Origin of the sequence: Caballeronia sp. Lep1P3, assembly GCF_022879595.1 — a bacterium.
Classification (GTDB): Bacteria; Pseudomonadota; Gammaproteobacteria; order Burkholderiales; family Burkholderiaceae; genus Caballeronia.
On record NZ_CP084265.1, the window covers coordinates 2,650,354 to 2,664,705 of the forward strand.

14 protein-coding genes are annotated in these 14,352 nt (G+C 64.1%); 7 read left to right on the plus strand and 7 right to left on the minus strand.

Annotated elements, in window-relative coordinates; translation table 11 throughout:
• The first annotated feature begins 15 nt into the window (after positions 1-15).
• From glyS to gloA, 5 genes are all read left to right on the plus strand, one after another.
• Entirely contained in the window at positions 16-2,115 is a 2,100-nt protein-coding gene (gene glyS, locus LDZ27_RS12410; protein WP_244814370.1) for a glycine--tRNA ligase subunit beta, read from the plus strand.
• Positions 2,116-2,118: 3 nt separating this feature from the next.
• The gene (gmhB, locus tag LDZ27_RS12415) at positions 2,119-2,670 is read left to right on the plus strand and encodes a D-glycero-beta-D-manno-heptose 1,7-bisphosphate 7-phosphatase (protein ID WP_244814371.1); all 552 of its coding nucleotides are present in this window, start codon (positions 2,119-2,121) and stop codon (positions 2,668-2,670) included.
• 53 nt (positions 2,671-2,723) lie between these two features.
• Positions 2,724-3,497, plus strand: coding sequence for a 1-acyl-sn-glycerol-3-phosphate acyltransferase (locus tag LDZ27_RS12420; protein ID WP_244814372.1), 774 nt, complete (start codon positions 2,724-2,726; stop codon positions 3,495-3,497).
• An 88-nt stretch (positions 3,498-3,585) separates the two neighbouring features.
• Positions 3,586-4,476 (plus strand): M48 family metallopeptidase, encoded by an 891-nt coding sequence (locus LDZ27_RS12425; protein ID WP_244816139.1) that lies wholly within the window; start codon positions 3,586-3,588, stop codon positions 4,474-4,476.
• Between the two features lie 118 nt (positions 4,477-4,594).
• Positions 4,595-4,981 carry a lactoylglutathione lyase gene (gene gloA, locus LDZ27_RS12430; protein ID WP_244814373.1) on the plus strand — a complete coding sequence of 129 codons (387 nt, stop codon included), beginning with the start codon at positions 4,595-4,597 and terminating at the stop codon, positions 4,979-4,981.
• A gap of 77 nt (positions 4,982-5,058) precedes the next feature.
• On the opposite strand, the gene LDZ27_RS12435 is transcribed toward gloA, so the two are convergent.
• Positions 5,059-5,694: a FadR/GntR family transcriptional regulator gene (locus tag LDZ27_RS12435; RefSeq protein ID WP_370653398.1), complete on the minus strand. Its 636-nt coding sequence runs from the start codon at positions 5,692-5,694 to the stop codon at positions 5,059-5,061.
• A 188-nt stretch (positions 5,695-5,882) separates the two neighbouring features.
• Between LDZ27_RS12435 and dgoD the strand changes: the two genes are divergently transcribed.
• Positions 5,883-7,031: a galactonate dehydratase gene (dgoD, locus tag LDZ27_RS12440; protein ID WP_244814374.1), complete on the plus strand. Its 1,149-nt coding sequence runs from the start codon at positions 5,883-5,885 to the stop codon at positions 7,029-7,031.
• A gap of 20 nt (positions 7,032-7,051) precedes the next feature.
• On the opposite strand, the gene pabB is transcribed toward dgoD, so the two are convergent.
• The 5 genes from pabB to grpE all read right to left on the minus strand — a co-directional run bounded on the left by pabB (position 7,052) and on the right by grpE (position 13,441).
• Positions 7,052-8,863 carry an aminodeoxychorismate synthase component I gene (pabB, locus tag LDZ27_RS12445; RefSeq protein ID WP_244814375.1) on the minus strand — a complete coding sequence of 604 codons (1,812 nt, stop codon included), beginning with the start codon at positions 8,861-8,863 and terminating at the stop codon, positions 7,052-7,054.
• A gap of 49 nt (positions 8,864-8,912) precedes the next feature.
• The gene (gene dnaJ, locus LDZ27_RS12450) at positions 8,913-10,049 is read right to left on the minus strand and encodes a molecular chaperone DnaJ (RefSeq protein ID WP_244814376.1); all 1,137 of its coding nucleotides are present in this window, start codon (positions 10,047-10,049) and stop codon (positions 8,913-8,915) included.
• A gap of 238 nt (positions 10,050-10,287) precedes the next feature.
• Positions 10,288-12,240 (minus strand): molecular chaperone DnaK, encoded by a 1,953-nt coding sequence (dnaK, locus tag LDZ27_RS12455; RefSeq protein ID WP_244814377.1) that lies wholly within the window; start codon positions 12,238-12,240, stop codon positions 10,288-10,290.
• A gap of 192 nt (positions 12,241-12,432) precedes the next feature.
• Positions 12,433-12,816, minus strand: coding sequence for a thioredoxin family protein (locus LDZ27_RS12460; protein ID WP_244814378.1), 384 nt, complete (start codon positions 12,814-12,816; stop codon positions 12,433-12,435).
• A 19-nt stretch (positions 12,817-12,835) separates the two neighbouring features.
• Positions 12,836-13,441 carry a nucleotide exchange factor GrpE gene (grpE, locus tag LDZ27_RS12465; RefSeq protein WP_244814379.1) on the minus strand — a complete coding sequence of 202 codons (606 nt, stop codon included), beginning with the start codon at positions 13,439-13,441 and terminating at the stop codon, positions 12,836-12,838.
• Between the two features lie 360 nt (positions 13,442-13,801).
• Here grpE and LDZ27_RS12470 point away from each other — a divergent pair, with 360 nt between their 5' ends.
• Positions 13,802-13,963 carry a hypothetical protein gene (locus LDZ27_RS12470; RefSeq protein ID WP_244814380.1) on the plus strand — a complete coding sequence of 54 codons (162 nt, stop codon included), beginning with the start codon at positions 13,802-13,804 and terminating at the stop codon, positions 13,961-13,963.
• Here LDZ27_RS12470 and LDZ27_RS12475 read toward each other — a convergent pair.
• Positions 13,935-14,342, minus strand: a complete 408-nt coding sequence (locus tag LDZ27_RS12475) for an RNA-binding S4 domain-containing protein (RefSeq protein WP_244814381.1) — start codon at positions 14,340-14,342, stop codon at positions 13,935-13,937. The genes LDZ27_RS12470 and LDZ27_RS12475 overlap by 29 nt on opposite strands.
• Between the last annotated feature and the right edge of the window lie 10 nt (positions 14,343-14,352).

Genomic DNA, 14,352 nt, shown 5'->3' on the forward strand with positions numbered 1-14,352 from the left:
AGGCAAGACAAAACAATGACGCAATTCAATCACGCTTCTCTGCTCGTCGAGCTGCTCACCGAAGAACTGCCGCCGAAGGCGCTCGCGCGTCTCGGCACCGCATTCGCCGAAGGCATCGTGGAGCGGCTCGCCGCGCGCGACCTGATCGAAGGCGCCGCGTCGTTCGAAAAATATGCGACGCCGCGCCGCCTCGCGGTGCTCATCCGCAACGTGCGCGATGTCGCGCCGGAAAGGCAGGTCCGCGAGAAAGTGCTGCCCGTTTCCGTCGCGCTCGATAAAGACGGCAACCCCACCGCGCCGCTCGCGAAGAAACTGGCCGCGCTCGGCTTTCCGGACTTCCCGCTCGCCGAACTCGAACGCGCGCAGGACGGCAAGGCCGAAGCGTTCTTCCTGCGCTACGCCGCGCCCGGCGCGACGCTGACCGAAGGCCTGCAAGCCGCGCTCGACGAAACGCTCGCCAAGCTGCCGATCCCGAAGGTCATGACGTATCAGCGCCCGGACGGCACCAACGTGCAGTTCGTGCGTCCGGTGCAGCGGCTCGTCGCGCTTCATGACCGCAATGTCGTGCCAGTGAGCGCGCTCGGCGTCGATGCCGGCGATACGACCATCGGCCATCGCTTTTTGTCGCACGGCTTTGTCGCGATCGCGCACGCCGACGACTACGCGGAAACGCTGCGCACGAAGGCGCATGTGGTCGCGAACTTCGACGACCGCCGCGAATCCATTCGCACGCAGTTGCAGGCATTCGCGGGCGAAGACCGCGTCGTGATGCCCGAGGCGCTGCTCGACGAAGTAAACGCGCTCGTCGAATGGCCTGTCGTCTATCAGTGCCGCTTCGACGAGGAGTTTCTGCAAGTGCCGCAGGAATGCCTGATCCTCACGATGCAGACGAACCAGAAGTACTTCGCGCTCACCGATCAGAACGGCAAGCTGCGCTCACGCTTTCTGATCGTGTCGAACATCGATACGAAGACGCCCGCCGAGATCGTCGAAGGCAACGAGCGCGTCGTGCGCCCGCGCCTCGCCGACGCGAAGTTCTTCTTCACGCAGGACAAGAAGAAGCGTCTCGAAGACCGCGTGCCGCTGCTCGCGAACGTCGTGTATCACAACAAGCTCGGCTCCGCGCTCGAACGCGTGCAGCGCCTCGAAGCGCTCGCGGGCGAAATCGCGCCGATGATCGGTGTCGATGCCGCGCTCACGCGCCGCGCCGCGCGTCTCGCGAAGGCGGACTTACTGACCGACATGGTCGGCGAATTCCCTGAACTGCAAGGCACGATGGGCACGTACTACGCGCGCCACGACGGCGAGCCGGAGGAAGTCGCGCTCGCGTGCTCGGAGCACTACCAGCCACGCTTTTCCGGCGACGAAACGCCGTCCACGGGTGTCGGCTCGGCGGTGGCGCTCGCGGACAAGCTCGAAACGATCGTCGGCATCTGGGGCATCGGCCTTGCGCCGACCGGCGAGAAAGACCCCTTCGCGCTGCGCCGTCATGCGCTGGGCGTGCTGCGCATCCTGCTGGAGAAGAAGCTGCCGGTCGATCTGCGCGCTCTCGTCGCCGCCGCGCAGCGCCAGTTCGCCGGCATGCCGCAAGTCGCGGATTCGACCGAGCCGGTGTATGCGTTCTTCATGGACCGCCTGCGCGGTCTCCTGCGCGAACGCGGCTTCGAAGCGAACGACATCGAAGCCGTGCTGAGCCTGAATCCCTCGCGTCTCGACGACATCGTCGCGCGCCTCGACGCCGTGCGCGAGTTCGCGTCGCTGCCGGAAGCGGCATCGCTCGCGGCGGCCAACAAGCGTATTTCGAACATCCTGAAGAAGTCGGAGCAAGGCGCGCCTTCGTCGGTGAATCCGGAATTGCTCGTGGAAGCGGCTGAAAAGAATCTGTACGCACAGATTCAGGGTGTGACGCCGCGCGTGCAAAGCCAGCTCGCCGCGCGCAATTACACCGAAGCGCTGACCGCGCTCGCCGCTTTGCGCGAGAGCGTCGATACGTTCTTCAACGACGTGATGGTGAACGCGGAAGACGCGGCGCTCAGAAACAACCGCCTCGCTTTGCTCAACGCGCTTCATCAGCAGATGAACTGCGTCGCGGACATTTCGAAGCTGGCGGCGTAAGTCATGAACAGAAGACTCGTCATCCTCGATCGCGACGGTGTCATCAATGTCGATTCTGACGCGTTCATCAAGTCGCCGGAGGAATGGGTCGCCATTCCGGGCAGCCTGGAGGCCATCGCGCGGCTGAATCAGGCGGGCTATCGCGTGGCGATTGCGTCGAACCAGTCGGGCATCGGGCGCGGTCTATTCGACATGGCCGCGCTCAACGCGATGCATCAGAAGATGAATCGCGCGGCGGCGGCGGTCGGCGGGCGGATCGACGCAATCTTCTTCTGCCCGCATACCGCCGAGGACCAGTGCGATTGCAGGAAGCCGAAGCCCGGCATGCTGCAGCAGATCATCGACCGCTTCGAGATCGATCCGGAAGATACGCCTGTCGTCGGCGATGCGCTGCGCGATCTTCAGGCGGGCGCCGCGCTCGGCTTTCCGGTGCATCTGGTGCTGACCGGCAAGGGCGCAAAAACGCTCGCGCAAGGCAACCTGCCCGAAGGCACGCAGGTTCACAAGGACTTGCGCGCGTTCGCGCTCGACTTTCTCGCGCGGCAGCACGACTGACCGTGCGCGCCGCCGCCACGTATGCCACGTATGCCACGTATCGCTGAGGCTTCATGCGCTTCATCCGTTCCTTGCTGTTGATGCTGTACTTCGTCGTGTACACGGTGCCGTATGCGACCGCGTGTTTCGTCGCGTTTCCGTTCATGCGCGCGCACAACCGCTACTGGATGGCCGCCGGCTGGTGCAAGTCGACGATCGTCGTGCTGCGATATCTCGTCGGCATCCGCTACACGATCGAGGGCATGGAGAATCTGCCCAACGGTCCCGCCGTGCTGCTCTCGAAGCATCAGTCCGCGTGGGAGACGCTCGCGTTTCCCGCGCTGATGCCGCGTCCGCTCTGCTATGTGTTCAAGCGCGAACTGCTCTACGTGCCGTTCTTCGGATGGGCGCTCGGCCTCCTGAAGATGGTTCACATCGACCGGTCGCAGGGCCGCGATGCCTTCGCCTCCGTCACGCGGCAGGGCCGCGCGCGCATGGACGAAGGCGCGTGGGTCATCATGTTTCCTGAAGGCACGCGCACGCGAGTGGGCGCGCAGGGCAAGTACAAGACCGGCGGCGCGCGCTTCGCGGTGGCGACGGGCGCGCCTGTCGTGCCGATCGCGCACAACGCCGGGCACGTCTGGCCGCGCAATTCGTTCCTCAAATATCCGGGTATAGTCACGGTGTCGATCGGCAAGCCCATCGATACCGCCGGTCTCTCGCCCGAAGAAGTGAACACGCGCGTCGAGAACTGGATCGAGACCGAGATGCGCCGGATCGATCCGCTCGCGTATGCGTCGCCGGGCGAAGCGCCGCATCAAGCCGGCGCCGCGGGTGCGGGCCGCTGACGCGGCCTTGCATCCGAAGTCATCGAGCCGCGGCGTGCCTCACCCGTTCCTGTCGTCATTCCTGCGCCGCGAGCGCAAAGCCGAGCCGATGTCGAAGCCTCCCTCGCGACAGCGCCCCGCGGTCGCGCTCGATACCCTGCAACTCGATCTCCCGTTCGAGCACGCGCCTTCATCGCCGCCCGCTGCCGCGCCCGCCTCCTTGCGCGGCGAGGTGCCTTTGAGCGATCCGGTGAAACCCGCCCCGCTTCCCGACGGCATGCGACTGCGGCGCATCGTGCTCGGCGCGCGCTCGCTCGATTACCGGTTCAAGCGCTCGGCGCGCCGCACCATCGGCTTTTGCATCGACGCGACCGGACTCACGATTACCGCGCCGCGTTGGGTGACGATCGCGGACATCGAAAGCGCAATCGTCGACAAGCAGAACTGGATCTTGCGCAAGCTCGCCGAATGGCAGACGCGCGTGGAGCAGCGCGCGCTGCCGCGCATCGAATGGCAGGACGGCGCAGAGCTTCCGTTTCTCGGCAAGACGATCCGCGTGTACCTGAATCCGGCCGCGAGCGCGCTGTCCTTCGACGCCGAAAGCGGCGTTCTCGCGCTCGCCCTGCCCGCGCTCGCCGACGCGCAGCACATCAAGGACCGCGTGCAAGGCTGGCTGCAAAGCGAAGCGCGGCGCATCTTCGGCGAGCGGCTTGCGGCGTATGCGCAAAAGCTCGGCGTCGAATTCCGTTCGTATGCGCTCTCATCGGCGGCGACGCGCTGGGGCAGTTGTTCGAGCGATGGCAAGATTCGCCTCAACTGGCGGTTGATCCACTTTCCGATGTCGATCATCGATTACGTGGTCGCGCACGAACTCGCGCATCTGCGTGAAATGAACCATAGCCCGCGCTTCTGGCAGACGGTCGAGTCCATCTTTCCGGAGTTCCGCGAGGCGCGGCATACGCTCAAGCATCATCCGCCGGACCTGCTTCCTGCGCTCTGAGCGCGCTTTGAGCGCGCTCTGAGAGCGCCTGAGCGCGCGCCTGGGACGGACGGTACAATTTCAGACACCCCGCAATCGCGGCCTTGGCGCCGCCGTCCAACACAACAGGAACCTCACCATGCGACTCCTCCACACGATGCTGCGCGTCGGCGACCTGCAGCGTTCCATCGATTTCTACACGCGCATTCTCGGCATGAAAGTGCTGCGTCAGAGCGAAAACACCGAGTACAAGTACACGCTGGCGTTCGTCGGCTACGGCGACGAGAGCGAGAACAGCGTGCTCGAACTGACGTACAACTGGGGCGTCGAGAGGTACGAAATGGGCACGGCATACGGCCATATCGCGCTCGAGGTGGATAGCGCGGCGCAAGCGTGCGACCGTATCCGCGAAGCGGGCGGCAAGGTCACGCGCGAAGCCGGCCCGGTGAAGGGCGGCAAGACGGTGATCGCGTTCGTGGAAGATCCGGACGGCTACAAGATCGAGCTGATCGAAAAGCATTCCTGATCGGCGATTTCCTTGCATGCGTGCGCGCTGCGTTCAAAACGCCAGCGCGCTTTTTTTCTTTCGAGCGATGCGCCGCCTCAACCTTCGATGCGCCCGCGTGTGACGCCTAGCAAATCGGCCATCGCGCGACGGGCGGCATCGGCATCGCGCGCGGCGATGGCATCGAACACGGCCGTATGTTCGGCGAGCGACGCGTTGTACACCTCGGCGCGCTTCGCGTTCAGACGCAACTGGCCTTCCAGCGTGCGCTCGATCAGCGCGCCCAGCGGCACGAGCAATTCGTTGCTGCATGCCGCGAGCACGCTCAGGTGGAAGTCGAGATCCGCGCGCACCCATTCATCGACGTTTTGCGCGTTCACCATCGCGCGATGCGCCTCTTCCAGCCGCGTCAGCGTGTCCGGCGCGTGATTCACGGCGGCGAGCGCGGCAGCGTAAGGCTCGATCATCTCGCGCATTTCCTGCAGCTTGAGCGCGAACGTCATCGGCGGCGCGACGCGCGAATACCAGTCGAGCATGTCGGCGTCGAGCAGATTCCACGCTTGTTTCGGACGCACGCGCGTGCCGACTTTCGGGCGAGATTCGATCAGCCCTTTCGACGTGAGCGTGCGCAACGCCTCGCGCAGCACGGTGCGACTGACGCCGAAGCGCTCCATCAGTTCGGCTTCGCGCGGCAACGGCGAGCCGGGCGCGTGGTCGCCGCGCAGGATGCCCATGCCGAGTTCGTGCGCCACGCGGCCATGCAGATCGCGGTGAATGATGAACTCCTTGTCGGCGTGATCGGTTGCGCGTGATTATGCTGCATCGAATCACGGTCCCGAAGACTTGCCATCCAATAGTACTATTAATACGATCAGACACGCCGCTTTTTGCTACTATGGAGACCCTTGCCGGAGACGCTCCCATGAAAATCACGAAACTCGAAACCTTCATCGTTCCACCGCGCTGGTGCTTCCTCAAGATCGAAACCGACGAGGGCATTACCGGCTGGGGCGAACCTGTCGTCGAGGGCCGCGCGCATACGGTCGCCGCCGCCGTCGATGAACTCGCGGATTACCTGATCGGCAAAGATCCGCGACATATCGAAGACTTGTGGCAGGTGATGTATCGCTCGGGCTTCTATCGCGGCGGGCCGATCGGCATGAGCGCGATCGCGGGCGTCGATCAGGCGCTGTGGGACATTCTCGGCAAGCATCACGGCGTACCGGTTCACGCGCTGCTCGGCGGCCCGGTGCGCGACAAGATAAAGGTCTATTCGTGGATCGGCGGCGACCGTCCGAGCGACGTCGCGAACAATGCGCGCGCCGTGGTCGAGCGTGGCTTCAAGGCCGTGAAGATGAACGGCTCCGAAGAGCTTCAGATGATCGACACCTTCGACAAGGTGCAAGGCGTGATCGACAACGTGCGCGCCGTGCGCGAAGCGGTCGGGCCGAACGTGGGCATCGGCGTCGACTTTCATGGCCGCGTGCACAAGCCGATGGCGAAGGTGCTCGCGAAGGAACTCGATCCGTTCAAGCTCATGTTCATCGAAGAGCCGGTGTTGTCGGAGAACGTCGAGGCGCTGCGCGATATCGTCAATCAGACGAGCACGCCCATCGCGCTCGGCGAGCGGCTCTACTCTCGATGGGACTTCAAGCACATTCTCGCGGGCGGCTATGTGGACATCATTCAGCCGGACGCGTCGCACGCGGGCGGGCTGACGGAATGCCGCAAGATCGCGTCGATGGCCGAAGCCTACGATGTCGCGCTCGCGCTGCACTGTCCGCTCGGGCCGATTGCGCTTGCTACCTGCCTGCAGATCGACGCGGTCAGTTACAACGCGTTCATTCAGGAGCAAAGCCTCGGCATTCACTACAACACGGGCAACGACCTGCTCGATTACATCAAGAATCCCGAAGTCTTCAAGTACGACGACGGCATGGTCTCCATTCCGCAAGGGCCGGGGCTAGGCATCGAAGTGAACGAAGACAAGGTGCGCGAGATGGCGAAGATCGGGCATCGCTGGCGCAATCCGGTGTGGCGTCACGCGGATGGCAGCGTCGCCGAATGGTGATTCGCGCGGGTTAATGCGGGTTAATGCTTCAGACGTGCCGTCACCGCGCCGCGCAGCGCGTTGCTGATGAGCATGTCTTCGGCGCGATCGAGGTCGGCGGGCGCGAGCGTGCGTTCGCGCGCGCCGAGTTCTTCGATCAGCACCGCGCGCATGACGCCGGGCAACACGCCCGCATCGACGGGCGGCGTCCACCACGTTCCGCCGAGCTTCACGAACACGCTCGAACGGCCGCCCTCGGTCAACTCGCCGCGTTCGTTCGTGAACAGCATGTCGAACGCGCCTTCGGCTTCGGCGGCCTTCCATGCGCGGTCGTAATCGGCGCGGCGCGTGGTCTTGTGGCGCAGCAGCACATCGCCGGATGACTGCGGCGCGAATCCACGCTCCGATGCGAGCAGCACATCCACGGTATCCGGCGGCAACGGCGCGAGCGGCGCGCTAGTCATCGCGAATCGTCCGCTTTTGTCGAGCGCGATACGCAAGCGATATGGCTTGCCTGCGTCGAAGCCCGCGCAATGCTGCGCAACTTGCGCATGGAGCGCGCGCTCGTCGAACGGGAAGCCGAGGTAGGACGCGCTCGCGCTCAAGCGCGCGACGTGCCGCGCGTAATGACGCACATAATGCCGCACGCGCTCGTCGTGCGTGGCGTAGGCGGTCTCGAACAGTTCGATGCCGGGGTCCGCGCCCGTCAGAAAACGCGCCTTCAAGAGACACTCGTCGTACTCGCTTTGCGCGACGCTATCCAGCACGATTCCCGCGCCGATGCCGAGCACGCCGCGCTTGCCCGCAGCGTCGATGACGAGCGTGCGGATCGCAACCGACATGCAGAAGTCGCCGCCCGCATCCACCCAGCCGATCGCGCCCGTGTACAAGCCGCGCGGCGTGCTTTCGATGGCGTCGATCAGTTGCATCGTGCGGTACTTGGGCGCCCCGGTAATCGATCCGCATGGAAAAAGCGCGCGGATGATCGCGGCGAACGGCGTGCCGGGCGCGACGCGCGCCTCGACGGTCGACGTCATCTGCCACACCGACGCATACGGCTCGACCGCAAACAGCGCCGGCACATGCACCGACCCGGTGAGCGCGACGCGCGACATGTCGTTGCGCAGCAGATCGACGATCATCACGTTCTCGGCGCGGTTCTTCGGATCGTCGTGAAGCGCGGCGGGATCGGAGTCGCGCGGCGCGGTGCCTTTCATCGGGCGGGCGCGCAAGGCATCGCCGTGTTTCTCGATGAAAAGCTCCGGCGAGCACGACACCACGGTGCGACCGTCGGGCAACGCGATCAGCGCGCCGTAGCGCACCGGCTGCCGCTCGCGCAGCCGCCGGTAAAGCGCGAGCGGCGTGCCGAACACGTCGAAGTTCAGCCGATACGTGTAATTGATCTGATACGACTCGCCTTCTTCCAGCGCGCGCTTGACGGCGGCGATGGCACGCTCGAAGTCCTCGCGCGTCACGCTCGCCTCGATGCTCGCGATGCCCGCGGTCGATGGCTCGGTGCCTGCGCAATCCTGCGACGCGAGCCAATCGCTGGCTTCATCGCGCGAAAGAAAGCTGAGCGAGCGGAACATCAGCACGCGCAGTGCACGGTCCGCGCCGCGCCCGATCTCGCCGAACTGGAGGTTGCGGCCGAATTCGTAATCCGCGACGACGACCGCATGCAAGCCGCTTTGCAAATCACGCTCGATGGCGGCGCATAGCGCATCGAGTTCGCCGCCGTCATCGCACGCGCGCTCGTGCGAAAAGTCCGCGTACAAACGACTCGACCGCCTTTCGGCGGTCGCGTCGCAATCGTCGAGCAGCGCGAATGTCGCGCTGCGTGCTTCGATTTTCATGGCAATGCTCGCGTGATGCGAAACTGCCCTGCCTTCCGGAACGACTGCATCAATCGAAGAAACTCTTCACGCGGTCGAACCAGCTTTTGCTTTGCGGACTATGCCGCGCGCCGCCCTCGACGAGCGACTTCTCGAACTGCTTGAGCAGATCGCGCTGCTGCTCGGTGAGCTTGACCGGCGTTTCGACCTGAACGTGCACGTAGAGATCGCCCGCGATGCTGGAGCGCAGACCCTTGATGCCCTTGCCGCGCAGACGGAACGTCTTGCCCGACTGCGTGCCTTCCGGCACGGTGAAGCTCGCGCGGCCCGCGAGCGTCGGCACTTCGATCTCACCGCCGAGCGCGGCTGTCGTGAATGGAATCGGCATTTGGCAGTGCAGGTCGTCGCCGTCGCGCTCGAACACCGCATGCTGCTTGATGTGGATTTCCACATACAAGTCGCCATTCGGCCCGCCGTTGATGCCCGGCTCGCCGTTGCCCGCCGAACGGATGCGCATGCCGTCGTCGATGCCAGCCGGGATCTTCACTTCCAGCGTCTTCGTTTCCTTCACCTTGCCCGCGCCGTGGCAGTTCGCGCAAGGTTCCGGAACGTAAGTGCCGCTGCCGTGACATTTCGGACACGTCTGCTGGATGCTGAAAAAGCCCTGCGACATCCGCACCTGACCTTGTCCGTGACACGTCGGGCAGGTTTCGGGCTTCGTGCCCGGCTTCGCGCCCGAACCGTGACAGACGTTGCAGTTCGTCCAGCTCGGCACGCGAATCTGCGTGTCGTAGCCGTGCGCGGCCTGCTCCAGCGTGATCTCCATGCTGTAGCGCAGATCGGCCCCGCGATACACCTGCGGACCGCCGCGTCCACCACGGGCCGCGCCGCCTGCCGCCTGCCCGAAGATGTCGCCGAAGATATCGCCGAACGCATCGGCGAAACCGCCGAAGCCTTGCGCGCCCGCGCCCGCCATGTTCGGATCCACGCCCGCGTGACCGTATTGGTCGTAAGCGGCGCGCTTCTGCTGGTCGGAGAGCATTTCATAGGCTTCCTTCGCCTCCTTGAAACTCTCTTCCGCCTTCTTGTTGTCCGGGTTGCGGTCAGGGTGATACTTCATCGCGAGCTTGCGATACGCCTTCTTGATCTCGTCGTCGCTCGCGTTCTTCGCGACGCCCAGAACGTCGTAGTAATCCCGTTTCGCCATGTCGGTTCCATGCCGCCGCGGATTTGGCCGCGACGGTTCCTCTCAATGCTTAAGGGTCGAACGACCCGCGCGAACCTCTGACGCCCGCTGAAAAACCGTCTTCAGCCGGACGCCCCAAAAAAACAATGTGCCCGGGGAGCCATTCGGCTCGCCAGGCGCGTTTCACGTCAGACGCTCGACGCGTCCCGGTGACGACACCGAAAGGCGCGTGAACGTTGCCATCCACGCGCCCTGCGGCTTAGTCCTTCTTCACTTCCTTGAAGTCGGCGTCGACGACATCGTCATGCTGCTGGCTCGCGCCCGCCGATGCCGCTTCCGCGCCGCCCGCGCCGGCAGCCGCGCTCGCCGCGCCCTGCTGCGCCTGCATGTCGGCGTACATCTTTTCGCCGAGCTTCTGCGACGCGGTGGCAAGCGCCTCGATCTTGGCCTCGATCGCCGCCTTGTCGCTCGCGCTGCTCTTGAGCGCGTCTTCAAGGTCCTTCAGCGCGGCTTCGATCGCTTCCTTCTCGCTCGCGTCCACCTTGTCGCCGTACTCGGCAACCGCCTTCTTCGTGCTGTGAACGAGCGCGTCACCCTGATTGCGGGCATCGGCCAGTTCGCGCAGCTTGTGATCTTCCTCGGCGTTGGCTTCGGCGTCCTTCACCATCTTGTCGATTTCGGCGTCCGTCAGGCCCGAGTTCGCCTTGATGGTGATCTTGTTTTCCTTGCCCGTCGCCTTGTCCTTCGCGCCGACGTGCAGAATGCCGTTCGCGTCGATGTCGAAGGTCACTTCGATCTGCGGCGTGCCGCGCGGTGCGGGCGGAATGCCTTCCAGGTTGAACTCGCCGAGCAGCTTGTTGCCCGCGGCCATTTCACGCTCGCCCTGGAACACCTTGATCGTCACGGCCGACTGGTTGTCGTCCGCCGTCGAATACACTTGCGAGTGCTTCGTCGGGATCGTCGTGTTCTTGTTGATCATCTTCGTCATCACGCCGCCGAGCGTCTCGATGCCGAGCGAAAGCGGCGTCACGTCGAGCAGCAGAACGTCCTTGCGGTCGCCCGACAGAACCTGACCTTGAATCGCGGCGCCCACGGCCACGGCTTCGTCCGGGTTCACGTCACGGCGCGGTTCCTTGCCGAAGAACTCCTTCACCTTCTCCTGCACCTTCGGCATACGCGTCATACCGCCGACGAGAATCACGTCGTCGATTTCGCCGACCTTCACGCCCGCGTCCTTGATCGCGATGCGGCACGGCTCGATGGTGCGCTCGATCAGTTCCTCGACCAGCGCTTCCAGCTTGGCGCGCGTGAACTTGAGGTTCAAGTGCTTCGGACCCGATGCATCCGCCGTGATGTACGGCAGGTTGATGTCGGTCTGCGCCGTGGACGACAACTCGATCTTCGCCTTTTCAGCGGCTTCCTTCAGGCGTTGCAGCGCGAGCACGTCCTTCGACAGATCGACGCCCTGCTCCTTCTTGAACTCGCTGATGATGTAATCGATGATGCGCTGGTCGAAGTCTTCGCCGCCGAGGAACGTGTCGCCGTTCGTCGAGAGCACTTCGAACTGCATTTCGCCGTCGACGTCCGCGATTTCGATGATCGAGATGTCGAACGTGCCGCCGCCCAGGTCGAACACGGCGATCTTGCGGTCGCCCTTTTCGGCCTTGTCGAGGCCGAACGCGAGCGCGGCCGCCGTCGGCTCGTTGATGATGCGCTTGACTTCCAGACCGGCGATGCGGCCCGCGTCCTTCGTTGCCTGACGCTGGCTGTCGTTGAAGTACGCCGGAACCGTGATGACGGCTTCCGTCACCGGCTCGCCGAGGTAGTCTTCAGCGGTCTTCTTCATCTTGCGCAGGACTTCGGCCGAAACCTGCGACGGCGCGAGCTTGCTGCCGTGCGCTTCGACCCAGGCGTCGCCGTTGTCGTGCTTGACGATCTTGTAGGGCATCAGGTTGATGTCCTTCTGCACTTCCTTCTCGTCGAAGCGGCGGCCGATCAGGCGCTTGACCGCGTACAGCGTGTTGCGCGGGTTGGTGACCGACTGACGCTTCGCCGGCGCGCCGACGAGAATCTCGTTGTCGTCCATGTACGCGATGATCGACGGCGTGGTGCGCGCGCCTTCCGCGTTTTCGATGACCTTGACCTGATTGCCTTCCATCAGCGCCACGCAGGAATTCGTGGTGCCGAGGTCGATGCCGATGATTTTGCCCATTTTTTATACTCTCCTAGCTTTGATCGCTTTGGCGCTGCGGCCGGAAAATGCCGGCTTTTGCGGCCGATTCAACGGGCCGAACGCCCAAAATTCATACCTGTACGCAAGATAAGAGCGCGGATTTCGTTTTCAAGACCCTGAATGCGATGCGGTCTATAACTTTTTCGCGCGCCTCGCTCGTCAGACTTGCTTTCACGCTGCGCGAATCTTGGCGCGCGCCGCCGCGACAGCCGCCTCGAACTGCGCGAGGCCGTGCCAGCCGGTCGCGCGGCCGAGCCGCTTGCCGCGGTGAAAGAAAAACCATGTCGGCACGCCGTGCAGCAGGAAGCGGCGGCCAAGCTCGCGGTGCTCGTAGACGTTGCTGTGAAACCACTTCAGCCCGAGCGCGCGGATGGCTTCCGGCTGCGCGAGCATCGCCTTTTTCGCGATTTCGCAATTGAAACAGTCGAGGCCCCAGAAGAACACGACGGCCAGCTCGTCGCCCGCCGACGCGAGGCCGGCGTCGAAACCGGCCGCGTCCAGCTCCTGCATGCCGAAGACGGCGAACGCGGTGGAATCGACGGGCAGGTTGGCCATGAGCGCGCGCCTCGCGGATTTACTTCGGTGCGGCGACCGTGACAAGCGCCGGACGCAGCACGCGATCGGCGATGATGTAGCCTTTTTGCAGCACGGTGACGACCGTGTTCGGCTCCTGATCGGCCGGAACCATCGAGATGGCCTGATGGCGATGCGGGTCGAACTTCTCGCCGACCGGGTTCAGCGCGACGACGCGGCCTTTTTCCAGCGCGCCGGTCAATTGGCGCAGCGTCAGTTCGACGCCTTCGCGCACCTTCGCAAGATCGGTCGACTGATCGGCGAGCGCGGCTTCGAGGCTGTCGAGCACCGGCAGCAGATTCTCCGCGAAGCTCTCGATGGCGAACTTGTGGGCCTTCGCCACGTCTTCCTGACCGCGACGGCGCACGTTCTCGGTTTCCGCCTTCGCGCGCAGAAATTCCTCCTGCAGCGCGGCGGCCTTGGCCTGCGCCTCGGCGAGCGCGGTTTCAGTGGCGTTCGACGCGGCTTGCGGCGCGGCGTCGGCGGCCGACGGCGCTTCAGCGGCAGCGGCTTGCGTGGTTGCCTGATTCAGGTCGGCGGCCTGGCGCGCGTTTTCGTCGGCGGGCGTCGCGTTCTGGCTCGCTGAATTCTCTTGCGTGTTTTCCATGTCGCTGAATGTTATTGCTGTGAGTGGATGGGATACGAAGCGCTCGCCCGGTTCCGGTCGCCACGCTTCTCGCACTAGCCGCCGAAATTGGGGCTACGGACACGTTTTCAAGGCTTTGTCCGACGAAATTTGCGCGTCCAGTGTGCCATCGGTGCGTTGCGGGAAATACGCGGTAACGGACGTTTCGTCGCATCGAACGAAATGAGATTGAGGGAATGCGGCCGCTCGCCTACACTTCGAAGAAGCACCGCAGGAGACACGTTAACCCTAATCCTACGAATGCTTCAAACCGCTTACGCCTTGCCCGTTTCCTGATCCTCGTGCGGTCCTCCGACCGCCCAGCCCGCTCGCGGGGGTGCCATGAAACTGACCTTTGTCATCGCGGTGGTCGCCCTGGTACTCGTCGCGGGAACCACCACCATCTGCATGTCCGGCGCACTGACCGCCCGTACCACCGAGTACGGCGGCGTTCACGCGACAGTCGAAGAATTCTTCAATCCGAACCTGAAAATTTGTCGATGACGCGGCGGTCCCGCTTCGTCGGCCTGCCTTGCATGCCGGCCGCCGGCTCGCGGTAGGTCTTGCGCCGCTCCGCTTCGGCGAGCCGCTTCGTGCGCCCTTCGTCGGTTTCGGAATAGAGCGTCTGCGCGACCGGCGCGGGGCCGCGCACATCGCAGATTCGGAGCACTTGCACTTGCCACACGATCCGCTCGATATCGATCTCGACGATATCGCCCACGCGCACGTCCTTCGACGGTTTCACGTTCGCGCCACCGATTTTCACGCGGCCTTTTTCGACCGCATCGCTCGCAAGCGACCGCGTCTTGAAGAAACGCGCCGCCCATAACCACTTGTCGATGCGCAGACGCGCGCCGGGTTCCGTCGAAATCTTGTAGTTCATCGTGAATCTC

Bases quoted from the DNA above. Each gene is read 5' to 3' on its own strand.
- glyS (WP_244814370.1), top strand. From the start codon at position 16: ATGACGCAATTCAATCACGCTTCTCTGCTCGTCGAGCTGCTCACCGAA.
- gmhB (WP_244814371.1), top strand. From the start codon at position 2,119: ATGAACAGAAGACTCGTCATCCTCGATCGCGACGGTGTCATCAATGTC.
- LDZ27_RS12420 (WP_244814372.1), top strand. From the start codon at position 2,724: ATGCGCTTCATCCGTTCCTTGCTGTTGATGCTGTACTTCGTCGTGTAC.
- LDZ27_RS12425 (WP_244816139.1), top strand. From the start codon at position 3,586: ATGTCGAAGCCTCCCTCGCGACAGCGCCCCGCGGTCGCGCTCGATACC.
- gloA (WP_244814373.1), top strand. From the start codon at position 4,595: ATGCGACTCCTCCACACGATGCTGCGCGTCGGCGACCTGCAGCGTTCC.
- LDZ27_RS12435 (WP_370653398.1), bottom strand. From the start codon at position 5,694: ATGGGCATCCTGCGCGGCGACCACGCGCCCGGCTCGCCGTTGCCGCGC.
- dgoD (WP_244814374.1), top strand. From the start codon at position 5,883: ATGAAAATCACGAAACTCGAAACCTTCATCGTTCCACCGCGCTGGTGC.
- pabB (WP_244814375.1), bottom strand. From the start codon at position 8,863: ATGAAAATCGAAGCACGCAGCGCGACATTCGCGCTGCTCGACGATTGC.
- dnaJ (WP_244814376.1), bottom strand. From the start codon at position 10,049: ATGGCGAAACGGGATTACTACGACGTTCTGGGCGTCGCGAAGAACGCG.
- dnaK (WP_244814377.1), bottom strand. From the start codon at position 12,240: ATGGGCAAAATCATCGGCATCGACCTCGGCACCACGAATTCCTGCGTG.
- LDZ27_RS12460 (WP_244814378.1), bottom strand. From the start codon at position 12,816: ATGGCCAACCTGCCCGTCGATTCCACCGCGTTCGCCGTCTTCGGCATG.
- grpE (WP_244814379.1), bottom strand. From the start codon at position 13,441: ATGGAAAACACGCAAGAGAATTCAGCGAGCCAGAACGCGACGCCCGCC.
- LDZ27_RS12470 (WP_244814380.1), top strand. From the start codon at position 13,802: ATGAAACTGACCTTTGTCATCGCGGTGGTCGCCCTGGTACTCGTCGCG.
- LDZ27_RS12475 (WP_244814381.1), bottom strand. From the start codon at position 14,342: ATGAACTACAAGATTTCGACGGAACCCGGCGCGCGTCTGCGCATCGAC.